Source organism: Hymenobacter sp. (assembly GCF_036387835.1).
Lineage (GTDB): Bacteria > Bacteroidota > Bacteroidia > Cytophagales > Hymenobacteraceae > Hymenobacter.
Genome location: NZ_DASVSY010000010.1, coordinates 24741 through 51102 on the forward strand (window position 1 = coordinate 24741; position 26362 = coordinate 51102).

Genomic DNA, 26362 nt, shown 5'->3' on the forward strand with positions numbered 1-26362 from the left:
CCCAGCTTTGGGGAAGTGGTAGCGGTAGCAGCGAGCGGCAAGCGGTTGTTATCTACTCATAGGCAAGCGCGAATTGGAAACTAAAAGGTTGGTAAAGCCAGCGAACTAGCTGCCCTGGCAGCCAGGGCCGTGAAACAGGATTTGCGCATTCTCTTCTTCATAGGAAGCCCCGAGCGTTTTGCAGAGTACCTCCAGCTTGCCGTAGAGTGACTGTTTGCGCAGCACCAGCGTCACCGTACAGTTGGCCAGGGCTTTGGCATCGTACACGATGTGCACGCCGTACGCTTTTTCCAGACTGGCCAGCACTTCCGTCACCGGCCGGTCGTCGAACACAAACGACTGCGGCTTCAGCTGCACCGGCTGCGCCACCAGCTCGCGCGCTAGCAATTGCCGCTCGGGCGAGTACACAGCCTGCTGATTGGGCAGCACCACAATGGGGGCGGGCAGGGCTTTGGGGGGCGGCGCATTGGCCGCCACGCGCGGGGTTACGCGCACCCGACCGGTTTTCACTTCCACTACCGCGTCTTTCTGCCCTTTATAAGCCTGCACCGAAAAGCTGGTACCGAGCACCGTAGTCAGCACTTGCGCGGTGTACACTTGAAACGGACGGGTAGTATCCCGCCGCACTTCAAAAAAGGCCTTTCCTACCAGGTACACCGGTCGATATTTCGCCCCGAACCGGCGGGGGTACTTGAGTTGGCTGGCCGGTGCCAGCTGCACCAGGCTGCTATCTGGCAGCATGATGCTCACCACTTGCTGGCTGGTATTGGGGTACACCACCCACCGCGTAGGGGCTGTAGCCGGCGGGCCGACGGTCTGCCGCGCCGGCACCGGCCAGAGTTGCCGGGCCCCTAAGCCGAGGCCGAGCGCCAGCATAGCCGCCGCTGCCCACCGGGCGGCGGGTGCCCTGAACCAGGCCCGGTCTTCGGGCTCTTCTTCCAGGTCAGCCGTTTGTTCGGCAATCCGGTTCCAAAGGGCCTGCCGAATGGTTTCGCGCTCTTCCGGCGTCACGTGCAGCTCCCGCTCGTGGCCCAGGGCATGGTACCAGTCCTCTACTATGCGTTTTTCTTCCGCCGTGCAGCTGCCTTGCTGGTAGCGCTGCAATAGTTCGCGTAAATCTGTTCGACTCATATAGTCAATAGCTAATTGCAGTAACGGGTATAGGGGTCCTACCCTTCTAAGTCGGTCAACCAGCCAACACCCCTAGCCAGTAGTGAAAACTTTCTACAAAAAAGCCCACCAACCAGATAGTTAGTGGGCTTGTAGCCGCGTGGCGGCAGAGTGGTGCGACTACTTTTTCCAGTCGTGGTACTACTTGGTCATACCATCAAGCAAAGCACACCAGCACCAGCAGGATAAAGTCGCGCAGGCTTACGCGCAACGCTTTGAGGGCGCGGGTTAAGTGGTACTCCACGGTTTTGGGGGAAATATGGAGCTGTCCGGCAATTTCCGGCACCGATTGATGCTCGAAACGGCTTAGCTGAAACACCTGCCGCGTGTGTTCCGGCAGTTGGGTCAGGCCCGCCTGCAAAGCCCCCGACAAGTCGTCGGCAGCTATGGTGTCTTCGGTGCTGTGGTCGGGGTCCGGGAGGTGGGTGCGGCTGTAGTGCAAATACCCCGTTTCGGAGAGACGTGCCTTGATGACGTCGATGATGCGGTAGCGGACGGCAGTGAACAGGTAGCGCCGTAGGTGCTCGATGTGATGGGCCTGGCGCTTGTGCCAAAGGGCCGTAAACACGTCCTGCACCACTTCTTCGGCCGTCTCACGCGAATTCAGCTTGCGGTAGGCCGTCTCCAACAGCGGATACCAATACCGCTCGTATATCTCGGCAAAGGCCCGCGCGTCTCCCCCACTCATGGCTTGTACCAGAGCATCTTCTTCCCAAGCCTCATAGGGCGCGGGTTGCTTAACTTTTAGCCTGGAAATGCGAGGCATATGCCCAACCAAGCTAGTAAACAACAACCATCAAGAGGTCTTGGCATAGTTGGTAAGCAATAAGGGTGGGAAATTTCGTTCTGCGAACAGCTACCACCAACAGATAAGGTTGCTTTACGACACCGGCCGTTGGTGGCGCTTGCTTAGCGGTTTCCGTTCTGAAATTTAATATAAAAATAACCAGCAATTATTCTATTATGTTGCCGAGCTTCGGCAACAACTGTTGCTGAACACTACGGCGCCCTTGCTACCATGAAGCTCAAGTTTCTCCTGTTCCTGCTGCCACTGCTGGCCTTGGCCGCGCTGGCCTATCCGCGCCTGCACCGCCGCTACGCCCGTTTCCAGCAAACCCACCGCGCCGAAACCGAAGTAGCGCGCCTCACGCCCAAGCTCCACGACGGCGACCTGATTTTCCAGACGTCCACCTCCGCCCAGAGCCAGGCCATCCAACTCGCCACCCACTCGCCCTACAGCCACTGCGGCATCCTATTCCGGCGCAACAACGCGTGGCGCGTGTTCGAGGCGATACAGCCTGTTAGTGAGACCTCCCTGGCCGCCTGGACTGCCCGGGGTCAAGGCGGTAAATTTGTCGTAAAGCGCCTGCACGATGCCGCAACAGTGCTTACTCCCGCCGCCCTACAACGCCTGCAAGCCGTCGGCGAACAGTATCGCGGCAAGAGCTACGACCTCTACTTCGGCTGGTCCGACGACCGAATTTACTGCTCTGAGCTGCTCTGGAAAATGTACCAGCAAGCAACAGGACGAGAAATTGGCCAGCTCGAAACCTTGCGCGAATTCGACCTCAGCCACCCCGCCGTGCAAGCGAAGCTGAAAGAGCGCTACGGCAACCAGATTCCACTAAACGAGAAGGTGATTTCGCCGGTGCGCATGTTTGAGAGCCAGGAACTGGTGGAGGTGCGGTAAACAAGAAGTGACGTACTGCTTTCCTCACCAAACCCGTATCTTCCCTTATGAACCCCATTGAAATAACGCAGTATATTGGCCTGAACCCTGAAGTTCGGTTTGGCAAGCCCGTGGTAAAAGGCACTCGCACCACGGTAGCAGAAGTGCTGGAGATGCTAGCCAATGGCATGACGCCGGAGCAGATTCAAGAAGACTTTCCAGCCTTAGGGCAGCCTCAAATCCGGGCCTGCCTGCTCTACGCGGCTTACAAGGAAAGCATTGTTCTGGTGGCCGCCTGAGTTCATGCGTCTGCTATTCGACGAAAATATCTCTTGGCGGCTAACGGCTTACCTACGCCCGCACTGCGAAGCCGTCCTGCACGTTCAAGACATTCACCTTGACAGTAGCCCTGACATTTCTATTTGGCGCTACGCCAAGCAAAACAACTTCCATCTGTTAACGAAGGATGAAGATTTTATCCGGCTGCTGCTCACTCAAGGATTTCCGCCCAAAGTTGTAGCAGTTATCAATGCGCAGGTACCAGTGAAGGATTTAGCTGCTTTCCTGCTTGCTCACCTAGAGCAGATACGAGGTTTTCTGACTGAGCAGGAATCTTCAGGTATGCTACTATTGCGCCTGCCGTAATTCTAGGCTACATCAGCAAGCCATTCGACTTTGTAAGCGCAACTAAAGGAATACTGCGGCAACCATATTCCGCTGACGGAAAGGCGATTTTTTCGGTGTGGATATTTGAGAGCAGAGAGCTGGTAGTGCGGTGAAGCAAGCTTTAAAGCCAAAGCAACTTGTCCTTTACTTTTCTTCTGCCCAAGAAAGGCGAAACCTATTCTCTATTAGCCATTTCTTAGCTTGCTCGACAACTACATCTATAATGTCCTTTCCGTTAGCTTCCGGCCAATAATACTGCTGCTCATTGCCGTAATCCAAATCATCCCAAGCCCACCAGAGCAAGTAAAAATCATAAACGCTACTCTCGTAATTATGGTCCCGGCAGTATCTAAATACCCTTGCCAAATTCACCTTTACATCTTCCCCTATTGCAATCTTTTTGATGAAGTAACTGCTGTAACTCAGTATTGCTTCTTCGCCTTCTTTTATGTCTATGCCTAAGTCTCTCAAAGCCTCTTCCACGTAACTAATTGTCTCATAATAGAGTGCAGGCTTCTTTAGCCCTGCTACTGCGTAGAGCGCTTCCGATTCATAGCCAAGAATCATCATGTCTAATGCCCAATCAAAAAAAACATCTGTCTCAAAATCAGGCACTTCTTTAAAAGCAACAACCTGACTCGTCAATTCGCTGATCATATCTTTTATAGTTATGTGACTAAATGTACGGGGAGCAGCTTATTATATACCCCTAACTTCGCCCGAGCCGCCCACCCGTAGCATCTGACTATAGGCACGCGCAACTCTATGCCTCCTTTTGGGGTTCTTGGTATTCTCATTCGCTACTCCTGTCTTTGATTTCCGTCGCTGCTTCTCCCTGGTTTATTCTGCTGTGCCTGGCTGCGGGCGCGGGCTATGCGGCTCTCCTATACTCAGCTAAGGCCCCTTGGAGCAAGGCGCTGAACCTCGGGCTGGCCGCCCTGCGCTTTGTGGTCGTGAGCTTGCTGTGCTTTCTGCTGCTCTCGCCCTTCCTTGAAACCACCACCAACACCACCGAAAAGCCCACGCTGGTGCTGGCCGTCGACAACTCGCAGTCGGTGGGGCTGTTTACGCCGCCGGCCGTGCTTGGGCAAGCCAAAACGGGGCTGCAGCAACTCACCGAAACGCTGCGCGGCCGGGGCTTCAACGTGGAAACCCGCACGCTCGGCGCCAACACCAGCCGCCCCGTAGCCCCCGACTCGGTGCGCTTCACTGCCGCGGCTACCGACCTGGACGGGCTACTGACCGGCGTCCGCGAAACGTATGACGGGCGCAATCTGGCGGGCGTGGTGCTGGTATCGGACGGCATTGTGAATCAGGGCCGCTCCCCGGCATACTCGGAGTTCAACTTCCCGATTTACTCGGTAGCCGTGGGCGATACGCTGCCTAAGCGCGACCTGAACCTGCCTACCCTGAACTACAACCGGGTGGCGTTCAGTGGCAACAAGTTCCCAATTGAGGCCGAAGTGACCTATGACGGCTTTGCGGGCGGTACGGCCGTGGTGCAGCTGCGCGAGAATGGCCGGGTGCTCCAGACGCAGCGCGTGCGGCTGCCGGCCGGTCAGCGGCGCACCAAAACCACGTTCACGCTCGTGGCGCCCGCGCCCGGTAAGCGCCGCTACGAGGTGGTGATCTCAACCCAACTAGGCGAGTTCACTACGCTCAATAACAGCAAGTTCGCTTATATCGAAATCGTGAAAGGCAAGCTGCGGGTGCTGCTGGCTGGCGCCGCCCCCCACCCCGACTTGAAGGCTCTGCGGGCGGCCATCCAGCAAAACGACAACTTCGACCTCGTTACCTACCTGCCCGGCATCAGTCCGCTTCAACGTCAGGACTATGACGTGGCCATCTTGCACCAGCTGCCAGCCCGGGGCGGTGAGGGCGCCGAAGTGCTGGCGCAAGTGCGGAGCCGCCGGATTCCGGCCCTCTATATCTTGGGGGCGCAGTCAGATTTCACTGCCTACAACAGTGCGGGCGCGGGCCTCACGGTGCTGCCCCGCGGCACCCAAACCGATGAGGTAACGCCGGTGCTCAACCCGAGCTTTTCGCGGTTTACCTTCGAGGAAGACGCCCTACGCCGGTTTGCCACCTACCCGCCCGCGCCGGTGCCTTTCGGGGATATCCGGCTGAGCGGTGGGGCCGAGGCCGCGCTGTTTCAGCAAGTTGGCCGCCTGCGTACGCAGAAGCCGCTGCTGGTATTCGGCGGCACGGCTGCGCAACGGCAGGCGACCTTGCTCACCGATGGCAGCTGGCAGTGGCGCCTGCAGGAAGCTGTAGAGCACGACGACCGGCCCGAAGCCTACGACCGGCTCATCGTCCGCACCTTGCAGCTGCTCACCCAGAATGCCAATAAAAAGCGCCTCGACGTGTATCCCACACAAGATGCCTTCAGCACCCAGGACGACGTAACCTTTGGTGCCGAAACTTACAACGCCATCTTCGAGCGCACCTACGACCAGCAAATCACGCTCACGCTCACCGACGAACAGCAGAAAACGCGCACCTTCAGCTATACCAATTCCGAAGACGGCGCCCCCTTGCACCTTGGCACGCTGCCCGGTGGCCTCTACCGCTACGCCGCCCGTGCCAACCTCAACGGCCAGCCTCAGCAAGACCGGGGCGAACTGCTGATTCAGGAGTTGCAGCTGGAAGCCCTCGACGCCCGCGCCGACCATAACCTGCTTTACCAGCTCGCCCGCCGCAGCGGTTCCCGGCTCTACTACCCCCAGCAGTTCAACCAGCTCACCCAGGACATCCTGAAAGCCAACTACAAGCCCGTCATTTACTCGCAGCAGGACCTGAAAGACCTCATCAACCTGAAGTGGCTGTTCTTCCTGATCCTAACTTTGGTGACCATAGAATGGGCCACCCGCAAGTATTCCGGCGGCGTGTAATGTAACGCGAAGCTCCGGCTTCTGCGAGCAACGCAAGTAGCAGACAGGCGCAAGCTGATGTGGTGATGGTACGTAGAGGCTAGTCTAGAGCCTAAAGAGCTAATTCCGAACAGCTTCTTAATATCAGGAAACACCGCCTCATTTTCAGGAAACTCGAAGTTGATTTAAAGTAGAACCGACCTTAATGCGTCCCTACTGCTGACTCACGTAGCTATTCCATGAAAATACGAGCCATTTTGACGGGCGCCACTGGTATGGTAGGCGAAGGGGTGTTGCTGGAATGCCTCCGCAACCCTGAGGTGGAACAGGTATTGGTACTCGGCCGCCGGGCCAGTGGCATCACGCATCCGAAGGTGCGGGAGCTACTCCACACCGACTTTCAGGACCTCTCGGCCATCGAAACGCAGCTGACGGGCTACAACGCCTGTTTCTACTGCGCCGGCATTTCCTCGGTAGGCATCAGCAAACCCGATTACGAGCGTATCACGTACGACCTTACCCTGCACGTTGCCGAAATCCTGGTGCGCCTCAACCCGGATATGACCTTCGTGTTTGTGTCCGGCGCGGGCACCGACACCCATGAGAAAAGCGCCCAGCATTGGGCCCGCGTGAAAGGCCGCACCGAAAACGCGCTGCTGCGCCTCCCGTTCCGGCAAGCCTACATGTTTCGGCCGGGTTTTATGCTTCCTACTCCGGGCCAGCGCAATGTGCTGAAGATGTACCGCTACGTAAACTGGCTTTATCCAATAGCCCGGAAACTTTCTTCAAACGTAGCTTCTACGATGAGCGAGGTGGGAGTGGCAATGATCAAGGCTGTGCAAGACGGCTACCCTAAACCGATACTGGAAGTGCGGGATATTGTGGCCTTGGCGCACGGCAAAGTGGCGACGCCTGCATGAGAAAACCAATAAAGCGCTTCCTCTTGACCACGAGTAGTATCATTGGCGTACTCTTACTGGCCGCGCTGGCTTTCACCGGCCTAAGCCCGCAGTTTGGCGGCAAGCCCACCAAGGTGGAAAAGCAGGCCTACGCAAAATCGGGGCACTACCAGGATGGCGAGTTCAAGAACCTCGTGCCAACCGTGGAGCTGACGGGCGGCAGCACGCTTGAAGTACTATGGAAATTTCTGTTTAAGAAGCCGCCCAATACCACGCCGTCCGGTCCGCTGCCCATGCAGTTGCTGGACTCCCTGACCATCACGCGCAAAACGCCGGACCTGGTGCGCGTGACGTGGTTCGGCCATTCGGCTAGCCTGGTGGAACTGGCCGGCCAGAATATCCTGCTCGACCCCATGCTCAGCATCGACCTTGGCCCGAGTGCCTGGCTGACCCCGCCGCGCTACAACCCTACGCTGCCCATCACGCCCGAGCAGCTACCCCCCATAGCCGCCGTCCTGATTTCGCACGACCACTACGACCACCTCGACTACGAAACCATTCGGCGCATCAAAGGCAAAGTGGCACACTTTTATGTCCCCTTAGGGATAGGGCCGCATCTGCGGAAGTGGGGCGTGGCTCCGGAGCGCATCACGGAAATGAATTGGAGCGACAGCGCCAGCCTGCCCGGCCTCACGGTGGTCTGCACCCCGAGCCGCCACTTCTCGGGCCGCGGCCTCACCAACCGCAACTCCACGCTCTGGAGCTCGTGGGTCCTCAAATCCACTACCAAACGCGTTTTCTATAGTGGCGACGGGGGCTACGGCCCGCACTTCAAAACCATTGGTGCCACCCACGGCCCCTTCGACCTGGCTCTGATAAAATGCGGCCAATACGACCCGCAATGGGCCCAAATTCATATGATGCCCGAACAAAGCGTGCAAGCCGCCCTAGATGTGCGGGCACGGGTGATGTTACCGGTGCATTGGGCCGCCTTCACCGAAGCCAACCACGCCTGGAACGACCCTATCGAGCGGGCCACCGCCGCGGCTATGCATCAGCACTTGGCACTTGCTACACCCCGCCTCGGCGAACCAGTAACCCTCGGAGGGGGGCCATTGCCGAGTACGCCGTGGTGGCGGTAGCCGTGCTTAGTCGAAGCTATTGCATTAGCTTTTAGCTGGTAGCTTTTGTCTGGCATCTGCCCCGGCAAAATATCGCGCATCAAGTATGGCAAGCCGGAATGGGTTGTTTAAAGCTTGTGGCTTGCAGCTTAGAGCTTACCAAGACCAAAACGTACCTTTGCGCTATGCGCTACATCCTGGTCAATAAACCCTACGAAGTCCTCACCCAATTCACCGACGAGCAAGGCCGCGCCACGCTCAAGGACTTCGTGGCCATTCCGAATATTTATCCCGTTGGTCGGCTGGATTTCGACTCCGAGGGCCTCGTGCTGCTCACCGACGACAAGCAGCTCCAGCACCGGCTTTCCGAGCCCCGCTTCAAGGTAGTGAAAACCTATTGGGTGCAAGTGGAAGGCATTCCCACCGAAGAAGCCCTCGAAACGCTGCGCCGGGGCGTAGACATCAAAAGCGGCTTCACCTCCCCCGCCGAAGCCCGCCTGTTACCTAACGATACCGAGCTATGGCCCCGCAGCAAACCCGTTCGGTTCCGGGCCAACATCCCGACCAGCTGGATTGAAATAACGATTTCACAGGGCATGAACCGCCAAGTGCGCAAGATGACGGCCGCCGTAGGCTTTCCTACGCTGCGGCTGGTACGGGTAAGCATTGCAGGCTTGCGCGTGGAAAGTCTAGCCCCCGGCAAATGGCGCGAGCTAACCGCCGAAGAAGTGCAAGCGCTCAAGGAAGACATGGCTGCCCAAACGGCGGCAGCCGGCACCTTCAAAAAGCCCGGCAAATCCGACACCTTCTGGCCCGGCGGCGTCCGCCCGGCTAGTGCCAAACCGGGTCAAAACAGCGCCGGCGGCTACAGTCGCGGCGGTTTCGGCAACGCAGGCCCCACAAAAACCACCGACGACGCCCGTTCTGCAGGTACTCGCGGCTCGGGCCGCAACAGCAGCGGCGGCACCTTCAAAGCCAAAACCACAGGCGGCAAACCTACCAATAGCAAAGCCACGCCGGGCAAAACTGGCAGCAAGCCCGGCCCTAAATCAGCCGGGCGCGGTGCGGCAGGTGGCACCAAGCGGAAGTAACGCTACCCGCTATTGCTTGCCATATAGATAAACTACTTCCAGTCTTAGAAGCTGTTTGCGTTAGCAAAAAATCGGTTCGAACGGTGTAGAGACGCATCTTTGCGTCTTGGCGCCCGCACCAACCCGCCGGTTTTGTTCAACGACGAGACGCAACGATGCATCACTACATCGTTCGCTGATTTCCAACACTTAACGCAAACAGCGTCTTAGAAAACCAGGAGCTAGTTCCCCTCAGATGAGGAGGAGTTAGGCGTGGTTGATGAATCGTTATTCAATAAGAACGTCCTGCTCATCTGGCGTCCGCATAGCCGGAGGCGTAGTCGAAGCATCTCGCTAAGGTGCTAATCCATCGCATTGCAACCTCAGCACGCGAGACGCTTCCTTGGTCAGCATGACAGACGCAAGTCGTCATGCCAGCATCAACCGCCGCTACTTCCTCATCTGACGAGAGATACAAGCTTTAGCTTCATAGCTTACGGAAATCTAGTTTCAACTACGCTTAGCGAATCCTAACAATCCCAATGCCCCGCAACTCTACGCGCAAGCCCCGGCGTTTCCGGCAACTCCTGTTGCTGGTGGTGTTGGGGTTTCTTCTTGTCAATGCCGTTGCGTTTTTTCATGCCTGGCGTTTCACGCACTTCACCACCGAACCCGGCGCCCATACCGATAACCCGGAGCAGTTGACGCCGCTGCAGAAAGTTGACATTCTACTTACTGGTATCAAGAACCCCAAACCCCGCAACCAGACTACACCGAGTTTCCCCTACCGCACCGTTTACCTCAACAGTCTCAATGGCCGCTTGGAAGCCTGGTATAGCGCTGTGCCCCACCCACGCGGCACGGTGGCGCTGTTTCACGGCTACACCAGTTGCAAAAGCAAGCTTCTAACCGAAGCCGCTTACTTCCGAGGCCTCGGCTACTCGGTGCTGCTCACTGATTTTGCCGGCAACGGCGGCTCCGCCGGCAATGTTTGCACCATAGGCCACCACGAAGCCGCCGACGTGGCCGCCGTAACGCGCTGGTTGCAGCGGCGGCCGGGTGCGGTGGTGCTCTACGGCAACTCCATGGGCGCGGAAGCCATCTTGCGCGCCGAAAGCGAGCTAGGCGTCCGCCCAACGGCTAACCTCGTGGAGTGCCCCTACGGCAGCATGCTGCAAACGGCCTCCAACCGCTTTCTATCCATGCACGTGCCGCCTTTCCCGCTGGCTAACCTGCTGGTGTTTTGGGGCGGGGTGCAAAACAACTTTTGGGCGTTCGACCTGGATGCCACGCGCTTCGCCACCAACATCAGCACTCCTACCCTTCTGCTATGGGGCGAAGCCGACCAGCGCGTAACCCGCCTCGAAACCGACGCCATCTTCGCCAACCTCCGCGGCCCCAAGCAACGCCAAAACTTCCCCCACTCCGGCCACGAGCCGTATTGGCGCAAGAACAAGCAGTTGTGGGAAGAGACTGTAGCCGGGTTTCTAACTATACTATAACAGATAATTTTATGGATCTACTGAATCGTATTCAACGCTGGTATACTATCAACTGCAACGGCGATTGGGAGCATTCTTACGGAGTTTCTATAGCAACCTTGGACAATCCAGGATGGTCGGTTATTCTTGATTTACAGGAAACCTGCCTTGAAAACGCAGTTCTGCCGCAGCAACCTACTCAAGAACGCTCACCAACAGATTGGGTGTCGTGGCATATTGAAAACTATAAGTTCATAGCGTACGGCGGTCCGCAAAACCTATCTGAAATTCTAAGCTATTTCCTTGAGATCTTTCTGCCGGCACACATCGACCCAACCTGTACTCTGGAAATTCATTTACCTGTACGTGGTTATGAAAATCGGTTGTGGTTGAAAGCGGAAGCTAAGATGCTTTCAGAGTCAGTAGTCGAAATTATAGCTATTGCCGACCGACAGCACCCGCAATCTTATGAATGGGGACTTGATGTCGATTTAGACTTACTTAATGAGCCAGAATATTCGCTTCTAGAGTTACAAGTGGATTATGTGCTTAGCGACAAAGCCGAGCCATACGTATTTCAATCTGACGACAATATGCTACGCACCTTCCTAGTAGCACCAAGCAAGAACTAATCCTGCCCCTGTGGCAGACTATACAGTGGCTGAAATTTTTGTGGAAGCCAGTCCGTCGGCAATTACTTGGCAAGCGCCTTCAAAAATGACAATCTGTCACAAATAAAGGCATTTGCCGGGGCTGGTACGAGGCTTGTAATTCCCCCCGTGCGAGTGATTCGCAGCTACAACCTGACACCTCAACCAATATATAAACTCCATTAAAATGGGCAAAATAATCGGTATTGACCTCGGAACCACCAACTCGTGCGTGGCCGTAATGGAAGGCAACGAGCCGGTGGTAATTCCGAACAGCGAAGGCCGGCGGACGACTCCGTCGATTGTGGCTTTCCTGGACAACGGTAAAGGCGAGCGGAAAGTCGGTGATCCGGCCAAACGTCAAGCCATTACCAACCCTACGAACACCATTCAGTCGATCAAACGCTTTATGGGCCGGGCTTTCGGCGAAGTGACTGAAGAGGCTAAAAACGTATCCTACGCGCTGGAGCGTGGTTCTAATAATACAGTAGGCGTAAAAATCGGCGACCGTCAGTACACGCCGCAGGAGATTTCGGCCATGGTGCTTCAGAAAATGAAGCAGACTGCCGAAGACTACCTTGGCCAGACCGTTACCGAAGCTGTTATTACGGTACCTGCTTATTTCAACGACGCACAGCGCCAAGCTACCAAAGAAGCTGGTGCTATTGCCGGCCTTGATGTGAAGCGTATCATCAACGAGCCTACCGCCGCTGCCTTGGCGTACGGTCTCGATAAGAAACACACCGACCAGAAGATTGCCGTGTACGACCTTGGTGGTGGTACCTTCGATATCTCCATCCTGGAGCTCGGCGACGGGGTGTTTGAAGTACTTTCCACCAACGGTGACACCCACCTCGGTGGTGACGACTTCGACCAGGTAATCATCAACTTCCTGGCTGAAACCTTCGCCAGCGAAAACGAAGGCCTCGACCTGCGCAAAGACGCCATGGCTCTCCAGCGCTTGAAAGAAGCGGCCGAGAAGGCTAAAGTAGAGCTGTCGTCGTCGACGGAAACGGAAATCAACCTGCCCTACGTAACGGCTACGGCTTCGGGCCCGAAGCACTTGGTGGTGAAACTGAGCCGCGCCAAGTTCGAGCAGCTCGCCGACAGTCTCGTGCGTCGCTCGATGGATCCGGTGAAGAAAGCCCTGCAAGATGCCGGCCTGAGCACGTCGGATATCAACGAGGTTATCCTCGTGGGTGGTTCGACCCGTATTCCGCGCATCCAGGAAGAAGTAGAGAAGTTCTTTGGCAAGAAGCCTTCAAAAGGCGTTAACCCCGACGAAGTAGTGGCCATCGGGGCTGCCATCCAGGGCGGTGTACTGACCGGCGAAGTGAAGGACGTGCTCCTGCTCGACGTGACCCCGCTTTCGTTGGGCATCGAGACCATGGGCGGCGTGATGACCAAGCTCATCGAGTCGAACACCACGATTCCGACCAAGAAGAGCGAGACTTTCTCGACGGCTTCCGACAACCAGCCTTCCGTGGAAATCCACGTGCTGCAAGGTGAGCGTCCGTTGGCTTCGCAGAACCGCACCATCGGCCGCTTCCACCTCGACTCGATTCCGCCAGCACCCCGCGGCGTACCGCAAATCGAAGTAACCTTCGACATCGACGCCAACGGTATCCTGCACGTATCAGCCAAGGACAAAGGCACCGGCAAAGAGCAAAAAATCCGTATTGAAGCTTCGTCGGGCCTCACCGACGCCGACATCGAGCGGATGCGCAACGAAGCGGCGGCCAACGCCGAAGCCGACAAAGCCGAAACCGAGCGTATCGGCAAGCTTAACGCAGCTGACTCGATGATCTTCCAGACCGAGAAGCAGCTGAAAGAGTACGGTGACAAGCTAAGCGCCGGCAACAAGACCGCCGTTGAAAATGCCCTTGCTGACCTCAAGAAGGCCCACGAGAGCAAAGACGTTGCGCAAATCGACCCCGCCATGGAGGCCATCAACGCTGCCTGGCAGGCTGCCTCGCAAGAGATGTACGCCGCCACCCAAGGTGGTGCCGACGGCCAGCCTGGTGCCGACGGTGGCAACCCCTTCGGTGGTACTCAGCCCGGTGGCAACGGCCAGCAAGGCCAGCCTCACGACAACGTAACCGACGTAGATTACGAAGAAGTAGGCACCAAGTAATCATCACAGATTGATTCTGATTTAGGCGCAGATTGTGCTAATTCAGTTGCAAAACAAAAGGCCCGAAGCAGCTTGCTTCGGGCCTTTTTGCGTTTCAGTCAAGAGCTAGAAGACTAAGAATCTATCCGAACAGGCTATGCAGATCGTCCTGCTTGATCTGCATAGCCTGTCCGAATAGCGCCGCTCTAGTTTTCAGCGGGAAAGATATTTCGGCTGCGCCTCAATGATAGGTTAGTGTTCAGTTTTGTAAGGCCTAGACCGTTTCCAGCGGGTGAAATAGCATCCTCAACAGTAGCAATAGCTCAGGGGCCAACCAGTTGCTCTACAGGCTTTGCTTGCCGTATCAGTAACCGCAACAGTAGCCCCTGTACGGCAGAGCTTACAGTAAACTAAACAATAACTATCTGGCAATGTGAGCGTAATGCCTTTTCGACTTCCATTCTCACTTAATTTTTCCCTACTCTCAACCTCTTTGTATGAACCCTCCTTACCGTACCGATACTAGTGGCAACGTGTCTATTGACATGGATGACACAAGTCGTCGCATGGCTGGCCTGACTGGCACGTCTTACGGCGCTACCTCAACCGTACCTTTTGTACGGCGTATTTCGTGGGGCGCCGTGTTGGCCGGGGCCGTGCTGGCTCTCGTCATTCAACTGGCCTTAAGCTTACTTGGCCTTGGCATTGGCTTGGGCACTGTTGACCCCTTGGAAGAGCAGAACCCAATGTCTGGCATCGGCATCGGCGCAGCCATCTGGTGGGTGGTGAGCATGTTGGTTTCGCTCTACATTGGTGGCTCGGTGGCCGCCCGGCTGGCTGGTATGCCCCGCCGGACCGATGGCTTGCTGCACGGCCTGCTAACTTGGTCGGTGGTGACGTTGCTTACGTTTTACTTGCTGAGTACGGCCGTGGGCCGCATTATTGGCGGCGTTACGGGTGTTGCGGGTCGGGCCCTATCGGCCGCGGGCGGTGGTATTGCCGCCGTTGCGCCACAGGCGGCTGATGCTGTAAAAGACGAGTTGCAGGAGCGCGGCATCGATGCAAGCGACCTGAAGCGCGAAGCCCGCCTGTTGCTGCGCCAGACCGGCAAAGACGAGCTGAGCCCCGAGAACCTGGAGCGCCAGGCCCGCGCCGCTGGCAGTTCGGCCAAAGCTGAAGCCGGTCAAACCGCCGCCAACCCTCAAGCTGCCAACGATAACTTCGACGACGTAATCGACAACCTCTTTAGCCGCGGCGGCCAAGTAGCTAGCGCCGCCGACCGCGACGCCGCCGTAAACGTGGTGATGCAGCGCACCGGCAAGAGCCGCGCCGAGTCCGAGCAAATCGTGAGCAATTGGCAGCAGACGTATGAGCAGGGACGCGCAAAACTGCAGCAAACTGCTCAGCAGGCCGAAGCAAAGGCCCGGCAAGCCGGCGATAAAACAGCCGAAGGTCTTTCGAAAGCCGCCTTGCTGGCGGCGTTAGGTCTTGGCTTAGGCGCGGCCGCGTCGGCATTCGGGGGCCGCAATGGCACGCCCGAGGAAGTTGCTAAACCTGACACTGCGGCGGCGTAAGTTGCTGCCCGCTCTTTACTTGAAAAGCCTTGCCACATTCATGGCAAGGCTTTTTTGCGATTAAGCCTTATTGGTTGGTGCACTTAGCACGCTGCCGTGGTGGTGCTACACTGAATTTAGCCAGCCACTTCCTTCCTTTTCTCGGCAACAGCCACCTCTTGCAGTTCTTCCTCTACTTCTTCCTCGAAGCCTTCCCGAATTTTTTCGTTGGCCTCCTGGTGGTCGTCGGCATCAGCTTGCTCGGCGTTTTCCTCTTGCACTTTTTTGTCGTGGGGCTCGTAGCTGAGCTTGATGTAGATGGGAAAATGGTCGGAGCCGACGTAAGGCAGGCGCTGAATATCATCGACCTTGAAGTCGGGTGAAACAAATACGTGGTCGAGGGGCCAGCGGAGTGCTACATAATCGGCGTGGAAAGTGGGCAGCAAGCCGCGGCCCACGCGGGGGTCCATCAGGCCACTTATCCGCCGAAACAACTCGGAGGTGTGCGACCAGGCCACGTCGTTCATATCGCCAAAAACGATGGTAGGCTCTTCGTGCTCGTTGATTTCCTCGCCTACCAGCAGCAGTTCCGCGTCGCGCTTAGTACTGGTTTTCGATTCGGCGGGCGCGGGTGGCTTGGGGTGCAAGCCGTAGAGGCGCACCCACGTTTTGCCATCGGGTAGCTGTACGCGGGTGTGCAGCGAGGGCACGTCGTCGTCGAGGAGGTATTTCACCTGGCAACCTTCCAGCGGCAAGCGGGAAAAGAACAACAGGCCATACGTGTTGTCGAGAGGCTCGTGGCAGGTATAGGGGTGCGTTTTTTCGAGGGGCTTCAACTGCTCATGCCACCATTCGTCCGTCTCGACTGCCATAATAACGTCGGGGTCGGCGCGGCGAAGCACGGTCAGGGCCATTTCGCTGTGTTTGTTGTACTGCAGCACGTTCATCACGGCCAAGCTTATGTGCCTTTTGCCGTCCTTGAGCGTGCTGTCGCCCACCTGTTTTTTGGCTATGGGAGTATAAGGCGCAATGCGAACCGACTGATACAGCACCACGCCGCCAAGCAGAGTCATCAACCCTACCCCAACCCAACCGGGCAACTGGTGCCAGCCAAGCAGCCAGGCCGCCCCCACTGCCAGCACCGTCGCGACCACAATTTGCAGGCGTGGGAAGTCGAATATCCTGATCCACCAAGCTGTTTGGCGCAGCAGTGGCAACAGGGTGGCTACTATGGCCAAAACGGTCAACAGCAACGTAAAGCTATGCGCTAGTAGAATCCAAAAGGGAGCGTCGAAATTGGGCACGGGTGGGAAGTGAGGTGTGTAGGAACAAGGAAACAAGCGGCCGCACCAGAAACTTTGCAAGTACCAAGCCACCGTTGCTTTAGGTCGGCAGTTTAATGCCCGTCTGTACGCTGAAGCAGCTTTACGGTTGATCTGCCAAACATAACATTTTCTGGAATTGCTGCTTCTACCCTGGCGCGTACCTTTGTGCTGCCTTTCACTGGCTTCTCCTGCATGGAAATTCTACTCGCCACGTTTACCACGCTGTTTTCGGTCGTCAACCCATTTGGGGCCATGCCGGTGTTCCTGACTCTGACCGAAGAAGACACGCCTGCCGAGCGTGCCAACATCGGCCTGCGGGCTTGCCTCTACATGATTGGGGTGCTATCGGTGTCGTTTTTCGCGGGGCAGTACGTGCTCAACTTCTTCGGCATCAACATTCACCATCTGCGCATTGCGGGCGGTATTCTGCTTATGCGCTCCGCTTTCGACCTGCTCACGCCCGGCGGTAACCGCTCGAAAGTATCAGAAGAAACGCTGGAAGAAAGTATGCACAAGAATGATATTTCTTTCACGCCGCTGGCCATGCCCATGCTGTCGGGGCCGGGCTCCATGGCCGTGTGCATCGGTTTGTTCACTGAAAAGCTGAGCTACCTTGATATGGGCCTGATTGTGCTGGGCTTTGTACTGGTGGCGCTGGCCGCGTATATCATTCTCATGTCGTCGTTGCGGCTGACGCGATTTTTGGGCCGGCCCGGTATGGCGGCGCTGGCCCGCATCATGGGTTTTATCACGCTGGCCATCGGTGTGAACTTTATGGCTACGGCTATTAAGGCGCTCTTTCAGGAATAACCGCCTTTCCCTTACTCAGCAGCCCCTACCTTTGCGGCAGCAAATCAGCGCAACTCGTATAATCTGCAAGATCAGTGCTTAAAAACGACCTCCTCCTCCGGGCCGCCCGCGGCGAAGAAACCGAACGTACTCCTGTCTGGCTGATGCGCCAAGCGGGCCGCATTCTGCCTGAATACCGCGCTTTGCGGGGCCGCCTCAGCGGTTTCAAGGAGTTGGTGGAAACACCGGCTCTGGCCGCCGAAGTCACTATTCAACCCGTGGACGCGCTGGACGTGGACGCCGCCATCATCTTCTCCGACATTCTGGTGGTGCCCGAAGCCATGGGCCTCACCTACGAAATGATCGAGGCGAAAGGCCCGCTCTTCCCCGAAACCATCAAAACCGCGCAGGACGTAGCCCGGATGCGCGTTGCCGACCCGGAAGAAGGCCTCGGTTACGTGCTCGAAGCCATTCGGGTCACCAAGCGCGCCCTCAATGGTCGGGTGCCGCTCATTGGGTTTGCCGGCGCCCCCTGGACCATTCTGGCTTACATGGTAGAAGGCCACGGCTCGAAAACCTTCAGCAAAGCCCGCCGGATGCTCTATGCCGAGCCAGCTCTGGCGCACGAGCTGCTCGCCAAGATTACCGCCACTACCATTGCCTACCTGAAAGCGCAGGTGGAAGCCGGCGCCAACCTTGTGCAGGTGTTCGACTCATGGGCTGGTATTCTGCCGCCCGCGCACTACCAGGAGTTCAGCACACGCTACATAACTGAAATCTGCCGGGCCATTCCCGAAGTACCCGTTACGGTATTTGCCAAGGGCGCCTTCTGGGCCGTGGGAGAGTTTGCGCAGCTCCCCTGCCGTACCATCGGCTTGGACTGGAACCAGGACGCCCGCGCCGTCCGCCCACTGGTAGGCGACAAAACCCTGCAAGGCAACCTCGACCCTTGCGCCCTCTACGGCTCCCGCGAGCAAGTGCGCGCCGCGACCATCGCCATGCTCGATCAGTTCGGCCCGCACCGCCACATTGCCAACCTCGGCCACGGCGTCTACCCCGACACCAATCCCGACAATGTGAAGGTATTTATCGAAACGGTGAAGGAGTACAGCCCAAGCCTGCGTTAAGCTTCCGAGTCTTATCTTTTCAGCTATTTATTGCCGCGGCCCGCTCAACAGCGGGCTGCGTTGTGTTTATATGAGTTCTCTATGCCGTCACATCTGATTCGTTGGGTAGCATCTCGTCGCTTAGGGCTTCTGACCATCGGCGTGGGTTTGGGGCTGTTGCCTTTTGTTGTCCTTTGCCTGTACAATCAGCCGTATCTGTGCGACTTTTCCGTCTCGTCTGATACGTTCAACTACGGTATTTGGGGCGCTCAACCTTATCTTTTTCAGCAATGGTCAGGGCGCTACTTCAGTAATTTCCTGTTATATGTAGCTAATCCGCTGAGTTATCGGTGGCTAGATGGGGTTAAACTAACAGCCGCTGTTAGTTACCTGCTGCGCATAGGGGTTTTGTACCTAGCCGTACGCTGCTTGACCAATCAGCAGCTACGCCACCGAGAGGCCGGGCTATTTGCTGCCGGGCTAACCTTGCTCTACATAGCTTTGGCGCCTTACAAGTTCTCCGTACTCTATTATTTCACTGAAATAGTTGTCTATCAAGTGGCTACTTGGCTCTTGCTGTTAGTTCCACTAGCAGTGGAACGTGTGCACCGGGCTTCGGGCCGTGCCGCTCGAAAAGCCTGGGGGATACTAGCCGTTTTGGGTACTATAGCCGCGGCGGGGTCCAACGAGCTTACCCTAGTGCAGCTCGGCTGTATTTTAGCTTTGGCAGCAGGTATGAGCTTATATCGTCGGCAGTACCATAGCTTCCGGATATGGACAGGCTTAGGTGTCTTGCTTATAATTTGTGGCACTGTGTCGGTGCTGGCCCCCGGCAATTCGGTTCGTCAGCACCTCGACGGCGCCGTAGTTCCCGCTGCTTCTGCCTGGGAAACCACTTCGCGCTTGGTAGTACTGTTGCGCTACTTGTTCGTGGAGCCAGCCATGCTGATAATACCCGTACTGACACTAGTTCTCGGGCCCTTAGCGGCCCGCACCTTACCGGCCAGACCGCCAGGCTTGCGGCTACCACTTTTGTTGAGTGTGGCCGTGCTGGTAACTGGCGTGGTACTGGCCACGGCGCCTTATGCCTTGATGTTGCCCCGCCCACTCTTATTGCCACGAGCTACCAACGCTATAGTGTGGTGGTGGCTATTAGGCTGGATAGTGGCGGCTTGGGCTAGTTTGCCCCCGGCCCCGGCCGTAGTGCCGGTAGCCTCAACAGCAATGCGTACCCTGCTTGGCCTTGTAGTATTCGTTATCATAGCAATACCGAGCGCCCGCGCCTACTTGGATTTACGCTACGATGCCCCGGAGTATGCGCGGCAGTGGGACTACCGCTTCAAGGAACTTCGCCGAGCCAGCCACACGCCCCGTGTTCCGCTCGAAGTCCCGCCGCTGCCGCCTCTCACCAACCGCTTCAACTTCCTGCCTCCCGACGACTTATCTACCATGTACGACTTTGGGGTGAACACCCGGCTGGCTACCTGGTTTGGGGTGGACTCGGTGCGGGTAGTGGTGCCCCGGTAGGCACTTTCCTGACTACTTATTTCTCTTGTTCATGAGGTGCTTTTTCCTGTTGCTATTGCTCCTTGGCTGGGGCGCCATCCAAAGTGAAGCCCATAACCAAGTCCGCGTGCTACTGCGGGTGCAGCCCGAAACCAAGCAGTTCTGGTGCCGCTACACCTTGATGCTGCCCGCTGATGCTGCGCCCTCGCAGCTTCTACTCAACCTCAATAAGCAGTACAAAATCCTTTCAATACAAAGCCCAAGGGTCAAGCAGCAGCGCATCGAACGGTATCTGTATCCGGTTTTTCAGGATACCATGCAAGGGATCAACCTGGGCTTTGCCCCTCAGGATAGGCGCGCCAAGGAAGTTACGGTAACCTACGAGGGCGCCCTACCAGCAAAGTTTGCCACCGACGACGTACTAGAGCTTAGCGGGCATACCAACTGGATGCCCTTGTTGCCCTACAAAGAGTACGAAGTGGTGGACTATACGCTGGATGTGCAGGCCCCTGACGTGTATTCGGTTATCAGTACTTCACCAGCAACCAAACAGCGCGCCGGGCACTACCGCTTTCAAGGCACTACCTGCGCCATCGAACTTACAGCGCTGGTAGCCAAGCAATTTTACCGACTCGCGTCTGCTTCGGCAATGCCATCGGTTACGATATATAAAGCAGGCAGTCCACTACTTAAGTTGGATTCCCTACTATTGGGTGAATCAGAACGAATCATTGGTTTCTACAATCAGTCCATCGGGCGCCAGGACGCCATTACGCGCTTTTCTATTTTCTTGCCGGGCACTGACCGGGATGCCTTTGCCATGCTCGATAATGCAACCGTAATCACCTATCCTGATTTCGACGTTCGACAACTAGAATATCGGGTAACCTTGGCGCACGAAGTCAGTCACAAGTGGTGGGGTTACGGCGCTTACAGTGACTACAACGATTGGCTCAACGAAGCTTTTGCTACCTATTCGAGCTGTCTTTATCTGCGGGCAGCGGGTGATACGGCATCCTACCGGCAACTACTAAACACAAAGACTAAATCGGCAACCGGCGCTCCGGCCATCCTTGGCTTCGATAAAACCAAGTACAATTATGCCACCTACCGCCGCGTCATCTACGACAAGGGCTCCGTGGTATTGGCAGCCTTGCACCAGCGAGTAGGCGACCAGAAATTCTTCGCTATTCTAGCAGCAACCGCTGCCCAGAAAACAGCCACCACGGACGCCTTTCTAGATGTAGTTGCCCAAGAAGCCGGCGAAGAAACCCGCCGCTGGCTCAGAACTAAACTTACGCAGTAGTTACTTGCTAATTAAGCGAATCAGCTTACGAGCCTGCTTGCTTATACTGAAAGCAGCAACCCAACTTCTTCGGCTTCTTCCAGCAGCAGTTGTTTCTCAATCGGCACTACGCCTACCTGTTCGCAAACCAGACCGCCACCAAGGTTGGCCAGCGCCGCCGTGACGGAAGCGGGCAGCTTTAGCGCCACGCATAGCGCCGCAATACTAATTACGGTGTCGCCAGCACCTGATACGTCGGATATGGTGCGCAGGTGGGCCGGCAGGTAGGTGCGTTGTTCGTGTCCGTTTTCCACAAATACACCGCGCTCAGAAAGCGTGACGAGTACAATTTCCGGCGTAAGTAGCTCGCGCAGGCGCGTTACGGCCGCCTCGAACTGAGGCCGATCCGCATCGGTGTCACTGAATTCCACCTTCAGACCTTCGCGCAGCTCTTTCAGATTGGGCTTGAACAGTGTACAGTGTCGGTAAGCCAGGAAGTTCTTCTTTTTGGGGTCGACTACGGTAGGAATGCCGCGCTGCCGGGCCAGGCCAATGAAGTGCTGAATGCTGGTTTCGGCAAGCACTCCTTTATCGTAATCCTCGAAAATCACTACGTCAACCTGTGTCAGCAGCGCTTCGTAGCGGGTTGTTAGCTGCGTGCTTTCTTCGCTGTTCAAGTCGGTTTCCACTTCCGAATCAATGCGCAACAGGTGCTGCCCGGCAGCCAGAATGCGTTGCTTGACGGTGGTAAGGCGGTATGCGCTACGCACGATGCCCTCGGCCGAAAGGCCGGTGCTGTGCAGCAGTTCCAGTAGTTGGTCGCCGCCCTGGTCCTCCCCTATCACGGCGCACAGCAGCGGGGTGGCACCAAGGGCCTGCACGTTCAGGGCCACGTTAGCGGCCCCGCCGAGGCGCTGCTCGGTACGGCTCACATTCACTACGGGCACCGGCGCTTCGGGCGAAATCCGCGTGGCTTTACCCCACACGTAAGCATCCATCATTACGTCGCCTACCACAAGCACGGTAAGCTGATTGAAAGCGTTGAATAAGTCAGGAAGCGTAGTGGGAGTTGCAGGTAAGGGCATTCTGGCGGTTTAGGTAAGGCCGCAAAGGTACATGGTCCTACGAATTCCCTAAGCGGGCTCGTAGGACCATGGCGAAGTGCTTAGCAGTGAACCACTGGTGACTCCCGGAAGAGTTACCGAACTGGCGGCAGCTTATACCAGCGTTGCCAGGCTGTTTTTGATGCGCTTGAAAGCTTCGCGCAGCTTCTCATCGGCCGCTGCTGTGCTGAACCGGATGCAGTTGGGTGCCCCAAAAGCCCGACCATCAACGGATGACACATGGGCGTCGCGCAGAATAAACAGAGCGAGGTCGTAGGCATTTTCAATGGGTTGCCCATCGGCAGTGGTTTTGCCGAAATAGCCGCTCACGTCGGGGAAAATATAGAAGGCGCCGCTGGGCGTGGGCGTGCGCAAACCCGGAATGTCTTTTACTAGCTCCAGCACCAGGTCGCGGCGGCGGTGGTAGGCTTCGGCCATTTCATTGGCCGAGGCCCGGCCCCCTTGCAGGGCTACAATGGCGGCGCGCTGGGCAATGGAGCAGGTACCAGACGTAATTTGGCTCTGGATTTTCTCGCAGGCACAGGCAATATCAACGTGGGCCGCCATGTAGCCCACGCGCCAGCCGGTCATGGCGTAGCCTTTCGAGAAGCCGTTGACGGTGATAACCCGGTCTTTGATTTCCGAGAATTGCGCCATGCTCACATGCTCGCCCACGAAGTTGATGTACTCGTAAATCTCGTCGGCCAGCACGTATACCTGCGGGTGGCGGGCCACTACCTCGGCAATGGCACCCAACTCTTCGCGCGTAAACACGGCGCCCGTGGGGTTGCACGGCGAGGAATACATAATGAGCTTGGTACGCGGCGTAATGGCAGCTTCTAGCTCGGCCGCCGTGGCCTTGAACTCGTTTTCGATGGAGCCCACCAGCTCTACCGTGACGCCTTCCGCCAACTTCACGATTTCGGTGTAGCTCACCCAATACGGCGCAAACACAATTACCTCGTCGCCGGGATTCACCAAGCTCAGCACCACATTAGCCAACGACTGCTTGGCGCCGGTGCTGACCACAATATTTTCGTTTTTGTAGTCGAGGTTGTTGTCGCGCTTGAACTTGTCACAGATGGCTTTGCGCAGATCGGGGTAGCCGGGAACGGGCGTGTAGAACGTGTAGCCTTCGTCGAGGGCTGCTTTGGCCGCGTCCTTGATGTATTGGGGCGTCTGGAAATCAGGCTCCCCGAAGCCTAAGTTGATGACATCGATTCCTTGTGCGCTCAGTTCCCGGCCCTTTTTGACCATGGCAATGGTCTGCGATTCCTCCATGGCTAATATCCGGTCGGATAGCATGGACGTGGGTGACTGAGTTAGCGTGACAGCTTGAGACATAGCAGCAAATACGATTTGGTGAAGCGAGCGAATGTAATGAGTATAGCGTAATTAACCAGCACCAAAAAATTGCTTATCTACACAAGCAAACTCCGCTTTACCAGTGCTCCGCAACAACAAAACCGGCATCTTCCAGTCGTGTTCCTCTCCGCAATTTCAGGAGGCATTCCATCTGGCTTAAGGCGTATTCTTATTCAAAAGGCCCTCAAATGTGCTAAACCAGCATCTGCTTAGCAGTAATGCATCCAGATTTCGGCCAGTTTGATCTTCTGACTCGCTCAATTCCTGGCCAATATTTTCTCGTAGAATAATTATTTCCAACAGCTCTAGCAGTGCCTCCTACTGCCTGCTATCAATTGAAATACTGGTGGCAGCAGCCAGCTTAGCGGGCGGTATTGTCGTCGCCAAAAGTCCTAGCTACAGTAGCGCAACTGCAACCTGCTACCAGCTTAGCAGCCCTGGCTTACTCGGTTCCTAGCCACCGAAAGCGCCGAAACAAAACGCTTACATCGGTGCTGGGCTCGTAGTCTTTGGCGTAGAGCAACTCCAAACGGCGTCTAGTGGCTTCAGAGAGCGGCGTAGCCGCCTGGGCCACGTCGGCCGGCGAGAGGATGGCGCTAGCCAGCCGGCCTGGGGCGGCGGCATGCAGCATGCCAACCCAGGTACGCCGGCCGCCCAACACGCGCAGGCAATTGCGCACAAACCCGGCCTTATTGAATTGAAAACCAAGAAGTAGCGGCGCGGCTAGCAGCAGCAGCAAACTGGTTAGAATATCGAGTACTCGCTTATTGCGCACCTGCTGCGGCCGGAACAGATTAAGCGTGATATCAAGGGCGTAATAGTCGCCGGGCGAATCCTTGGAAGAGCTGCCAATGATGTACTGGCTGTCCTGCGGCAGGATCTTGTAGGCTACCGGGGGGTGCTGGGGCAAACTCACCATCAACCCGATAATCTGACTGGCCGATAAATCTTTGCCGCAGAAGATGAGTTCATCGAGTGCGTAAATACGAATGATTTCCGCCAGCTGCCGCACCTCCCCTAGTTGGTCATCTGGGGGAGCCGGGGTTGCCACAGGGGCGGGAGTTTCCGCTACGGCTGTCATAACGGCGCTACCCAACCGAGAGGCCCCTGCCCGGGCGGGCACCGCAACGGCCGCCACTAGTGCGCTTTCCCGTACAGCCACCTCCGCGCTGGTATCCGGACTAATATAGCCAATGAGGCGGGCCTGCACGCCGGAGTGTTCCACCAAACGGCGCACCCGCAGGCTTTCCAACGACGAACCCACAATAGCCACGTTTTTCTGGCGCCGCTCCGTCAGGCGCAAGTCGTGGTAACGCATGAAGTGCGTTGCCATCATCCGAACAACCAGCGCTGCCACGGCCCATACCCCCCCGAGCACAATCAGGGCTTTCGAGAAGCGCCACGCATCAAAAAAGTTGCTAATGGCCGAAATCAAAACGGTACCTAAGAAAATGCCGCGCGCAATACGGGACGTTTTGCTAGGCTGATCGTAGGCTCCGCTGAAGTAAGCCGAGGTAAGCCAGACGGTAATGTAAGCCGGCACCGCCATCAGCATAAACTGTGGCGGGTAGGGCGTAGGCACGTACTTATGGTTGTTTTCCCAATAAGTTTTAAGAAAGGCAAGGCCTACGTAAATCAACCCTGCATCAAAAAGCACGGGCGCGGCCCTCGTTATAAAGCGCTCGGCCACTGCCACACCCGCCCGCAGCCAAATGGCCGCATTGATGAGCAAGGAAAACATACCGGCCTGCTTGGGCGCGAAATGCTTGCGGGCAAAAATCACCATGGCCCGGTAGAACACGAACACGTAATTGACGCTCGTGCGCTTGGTGCTTTCGCCTTTGTAATGAATGATGCGCGTGTGGGGGAAATAATAGTTCTTCCACCCGCCCTGCGTGATACGGTACGAAAGGTCGATGTCCTCGCCGTACATGAAGTAGTCTTCGTCGAGCAAGCCCACCTGCTCCAGCGTGGCGTAGCGCATCATCATGAAAGCACCGCTTAGCACCTCGACTTCGTGGGTCTGGTCTTTATCGAGGAACCCGAGGTGGTAGCGCCCGAACTGCCGCGACTTTGGAAACAGCTTGGCCAGTCCAAAAATCTTGTAGAACGCCACCCAGGGCGTGGGCAAACCACGCTTGCTCTCCGGCAGAAACTTACCCTGTCCGTCGAGCATTTTCACGCCCAGGCCACCCGCATTGGGGTGGTCGTCCATGAAGGCGCAGCACGCCCTAAAGGTATCTTCCTCCACCACCGTGTCGGGGTTGAGCAGCAGCACGTACTCGCCTTGTGCATTGCGCAACGCCTGGTTGTTGGCCACCGAAAAGCCGGGGTTGTCTTTGTTCTCAATTAGGATAACCTCCGGAAACCGGGTCCGTACCATGGCGACCGAACCGTCCACGGAATTGTTATCTACCACGAACACCTCGACTGACTGCTCGAGCTTTTCCGCTGCCCGCCGCACCGAAAGTAACGCCTGCTCCAGGAAATAGCAGACGTTGTAGTTGACGATGACGATAGACAGCTTCACGGGCGCAAACGGATAGCTAATTCAGGATAGGAAAGGTAAGATACGGAGAGATAAGCCTTGGCGCTAGTGGTCTGAGACAGACGAGCTTTTG

At 56.6% G+C, this 26362-nt stretch carries 22 protein-coding genes; 15 read left to right on the forward strand and 7 right to left on the reverse strand.

The annotated features are described in order from the left end of the window. Nucleotides 1-105 precede the first annotated feature (105 nt). Together VF639_RS01980 and VF639_RS01985 are read right to left on the reverse strand one after the other, a co-directional pair. Complete coding sequence (locus tag VF639_RS01980; RefSeq protein WP_331144200.1) at nt 106-1131, reverse strand: FecR family protein; 1026 nt, start codon at nt 1129-1131, stop codon at nt 106-108. A 196-nt stretch (nt 1132-1327) separates the two neighbouring features. After that, the gene (locus tag VF639_RS01985; protein ID WP_331144201.1) at nt 1328-1936 is read right to left on the reverse strand and encodes an RNA polymerase sigma factor; all 609 of its coding nucleotides are present in this window, start codon (nt 1934-1936) and stop codon (nt 1328-1330) included. Between the two features lie 252 nt (nt 1937-2188). On the opposite strand from VF639_RS01985, the gene VF639_RS01990 reads away from it, so the two are divergent. The 3 genes from VF639_RS01990 to VF639_RS02000 are packed head-to-tail and all read left to right on the forward strand — an operon-like array spanning nt 2189 to nt 3484. Beyond that, entirely contained in the window at nt 2189-2860 is a 672-nt protein-coding gene (locus VF639_RS01990) for a YiiX family permuted papain-like enzyme (protein WP_331144202.1), read from the forward strand. 47 nt (nt 2861-2907) lie between these two features. Next, on the forward strand, nt 2908-3138 hold the full coding sequence (locus tag VF639_RS01995; protein ID WP_331144203.1) for a DUF433 domain-containing protein: 231 nt from the start codon (nt 2908-2910) through the stop codon (nt 3136-3138). A 4-nt stretch (nt 3139-3142) separates the two neighbouring features. Beyond that, the gene (locus VF639_RS02000; RefSeq protein ID WP_331144204.1) at nt 3143-3484 is read left to right on the forward strand and encodes a DUF5615 family PIN-like protein; all 342 of its coding nucleotides are present in this window, start codon (nt 3143-3145) and stop codon (nt 3482-3484) included. Nucleotides 3485-3649: 165 nt separating this feature from the next. Here the strand turns inward: VF639_RS02000 and VF639_RS02005 are convergent, their stop codons facing one another. Beyond that, nucleotides 3650-4162, reverse strand: coding sequence for a hypothetical protein (locus VF639_RS02005; RefSeq protein ID WP_331144205.1), 513 nt, complete (start codon nt 4160-4162; stop codon nt 3650-3652). A gap of 155 nt (nt 4163-4317) precedes the next feature. Here VF639_RS02005 and VF639_RS02010 point away from each other — a divergent pair, with 155 nt between their 5' ends. The 8 genes from VF639_RS02010 (at nt 4318) to VF639_RS02045 (ending at nt 15283) form a co-directional block, all read left to right on the forward strand. Further along, on the forward strand, nt 4318-6396 hold the full coding sequence (locus VF639_RS02010) for a VWA domain-containing protein (RefSeq protein WP_331144206.1): 2079 nt from the start codon (nt 4318-4320) through the stop codon (nt 6394-6396). 218 nt (nt 6397-6614) lie between these two features. Continuing rightward, complete coding sequence (locus VF639_RS02015) at nt 6615-7295, forward strand: NAD-dependent epimerase/dehydratase family protein (RefSeq protein ID WP_331144207.1); 681 nt, start codon at nt 6615-6617, stop codon at nt 7293-7295. Nucleotides 7296-7318: 23 nt separating this feature from the next. Then, nucleotides 7319-8416: an MBL fold metallo-hydrolase gene (locus VF639_RS02020; protein ID WP_331144208.1), complete on the forward strand. Its 1098-nt coding sequence runs from the start codon at nt 7319-7321 to the stop codon at nt 8414-8416. 164 nt (nt 8417-8580) lie between these two features. Then, nucleotides 8581-9486, forward strand: a complete 906-nt coding sequence (locus VF639_RS02025; protein ID WP_331144209.1) for a pseudouridine synthase — start codon at nt 8581-8583, stop codon at nt 9484-9486. Nucleotides 9487-10007: 521 nt separating this feature from the next. Further along, a complete protein-coding gene (locus VF639_RS02030) occupies nt 10008-10967 on the forward strand; it encodes an alpha/beta hydrolase (protein ID WP_331144210.1) in 960 nt (319 codons plus the stop codon). A gap of 11 nt (nt 10968-10978) precedes the next feature. After that, the gene (locus VF639_RS02035) at nt 10979-11578 is read left to right on the forward strand and encodes an immunity 53 family protein (RefSeq protein ID WP_331144211.1); all 600 of its coding nucleotides are present in this window, start codon (nt 10979-10981) and stop codon (nt 11576-11578) included. Between the two features lie 205 nt (nt 11579-11783). Then, a complete protein-coding gene (gene dnaK, locus VF639_RS02040; RefSeq protein ID WP_331144212.1) occupies nt 11784-13730 on the forward strand; it encodes a molecular chaperone DnaK in 1947 nt (648 codons plus the stop codon). Nucleotides 13731-14206: 476 nt separating this feature from the next. After that, nucleotides 14207-15283: a phage holin family protein gene (locus VF639_RS02045; RefSeq protein WP_331144213.1), complete on the forward strand. Its 1077-nt coding sequence runs from the start codon at nt 14207-14209 to the stop codon at nt 15281-15283. Nucleotides 15284-15399: 116 nt separating this feature from the next. On the opposite strand, the gene VF639_RS02050 is transcribed toward VF639_RS02045, so the two are convergent. Continuing rightward, nucleotides 15400-16566, reverse strand: coding sequence for an endonuclease/exonuclease/phosphatase family protein (locus VF639_RS02050; RefSeq protein WP_331144214.1), 1167 nt, complete (start codon nt 16564-16566; stop codon nt 15400-15402). 213 nt (nt 16567-16779) lie between these two features. Here VF639_RS02050 and VF639_RS02055 point away from each other — a divergent pair, with 213 nt between their 5' ends. From VF639_RS02055 to VF639_RS02070, 4 genes are all read left to right on the forward strand, one after another. Further along, entirely contained in the window at nt 16780-17397 is a 618-nt protein-coding gene (locus VF639_RS02055; protein WP_331144215.1) for a MarC family protein, read from the forward strand. A 74-nt stretch (nt 17398-17471) separates the two neighbouring features. Further along, the gene (hemE, locus tag VF639_RS02060) at nt 17472-18503 is read left to right on the forward strand and encodes a uroporphyrinogen decarboxylase (RefSeq protein WP_331144216.1); all 1032 of its coding nucleotides are present in this window, start codon (nt 17472-17474) and stop codon (nt 18501-18503) included. An 81-nt stretch (nt 18504-18584) separates the two neighbouring features. After that, nucleotides 18585-20009 carry a hypothetical protein gene (locus VF639_RS02065; RefSeq protein WP_331144217.1) on the forward strand — a complete coding sequence of 475 codons (1425 nt, stop codon included), beginning with the start codon at nt 18585-18587 and terminating at the stop codon, nt 20007-20009. Between the two features lie 31 nt (nt 20010-20040). Continuing rightward, complete coding sequence (locus tag VF639_RS02070) at nt 20041-21294, forward strand: M1 family aminopeptidase (protein WP_331144218.1); 1254 nt, start codon at nt 20041-20043, stop codon at nt 21292-21294. A 41-nt stretch (nt 21295-21335) separates the two neighbouring features. Here VF639_RS02070 and VF639_RS02075 read toward each other — a convergent pair whose 3' ends face one another. From VF639_RS02075 to VF639_RS02085, 3 genes are all read right to left on the reverse strand, one after another. Further along, nucleotides 21336-22358, reverse strand: a complete 1023-nt coding sequence (locus VF639_RS02075) for a bifunctional heptose 7-phosphate kinase/heptose 1-phosphate adenyltransferase (protein ID WP_331144219.1) — start codon at nt 22356-22358, stop codon at nt 21336-21338. A 132-nt stretch (nt 22359-22490) separates the two neighbouring features. Further along, nucleotides 22491-23720 carry a pyridoxal phosphate-dependent aminotransferase gene (locus VF639_RS02080; RefSeq protein WP_331144220.1) on the reverse strand — a complete coding sequence of 410 codons (1230 nt, stop codon included), beginning with the start codon at nt 23718-23720 and terminating at the stop codon, nt 22491-22493. Nucleotides 23721-24183: 463 nt separating this feature from the next. Then, a complete protein-coding gene (locus tag VF639_RS02085) occupies nt 24184-26271 on the reverse strand; it encodes a glycosyltransferase family 2 protein (protein WP_331144221.1) in 2088 nt (695 codons plus the stop codon). Nucleotides 26272-26362 lie beyond the last annotated feature (91 nt).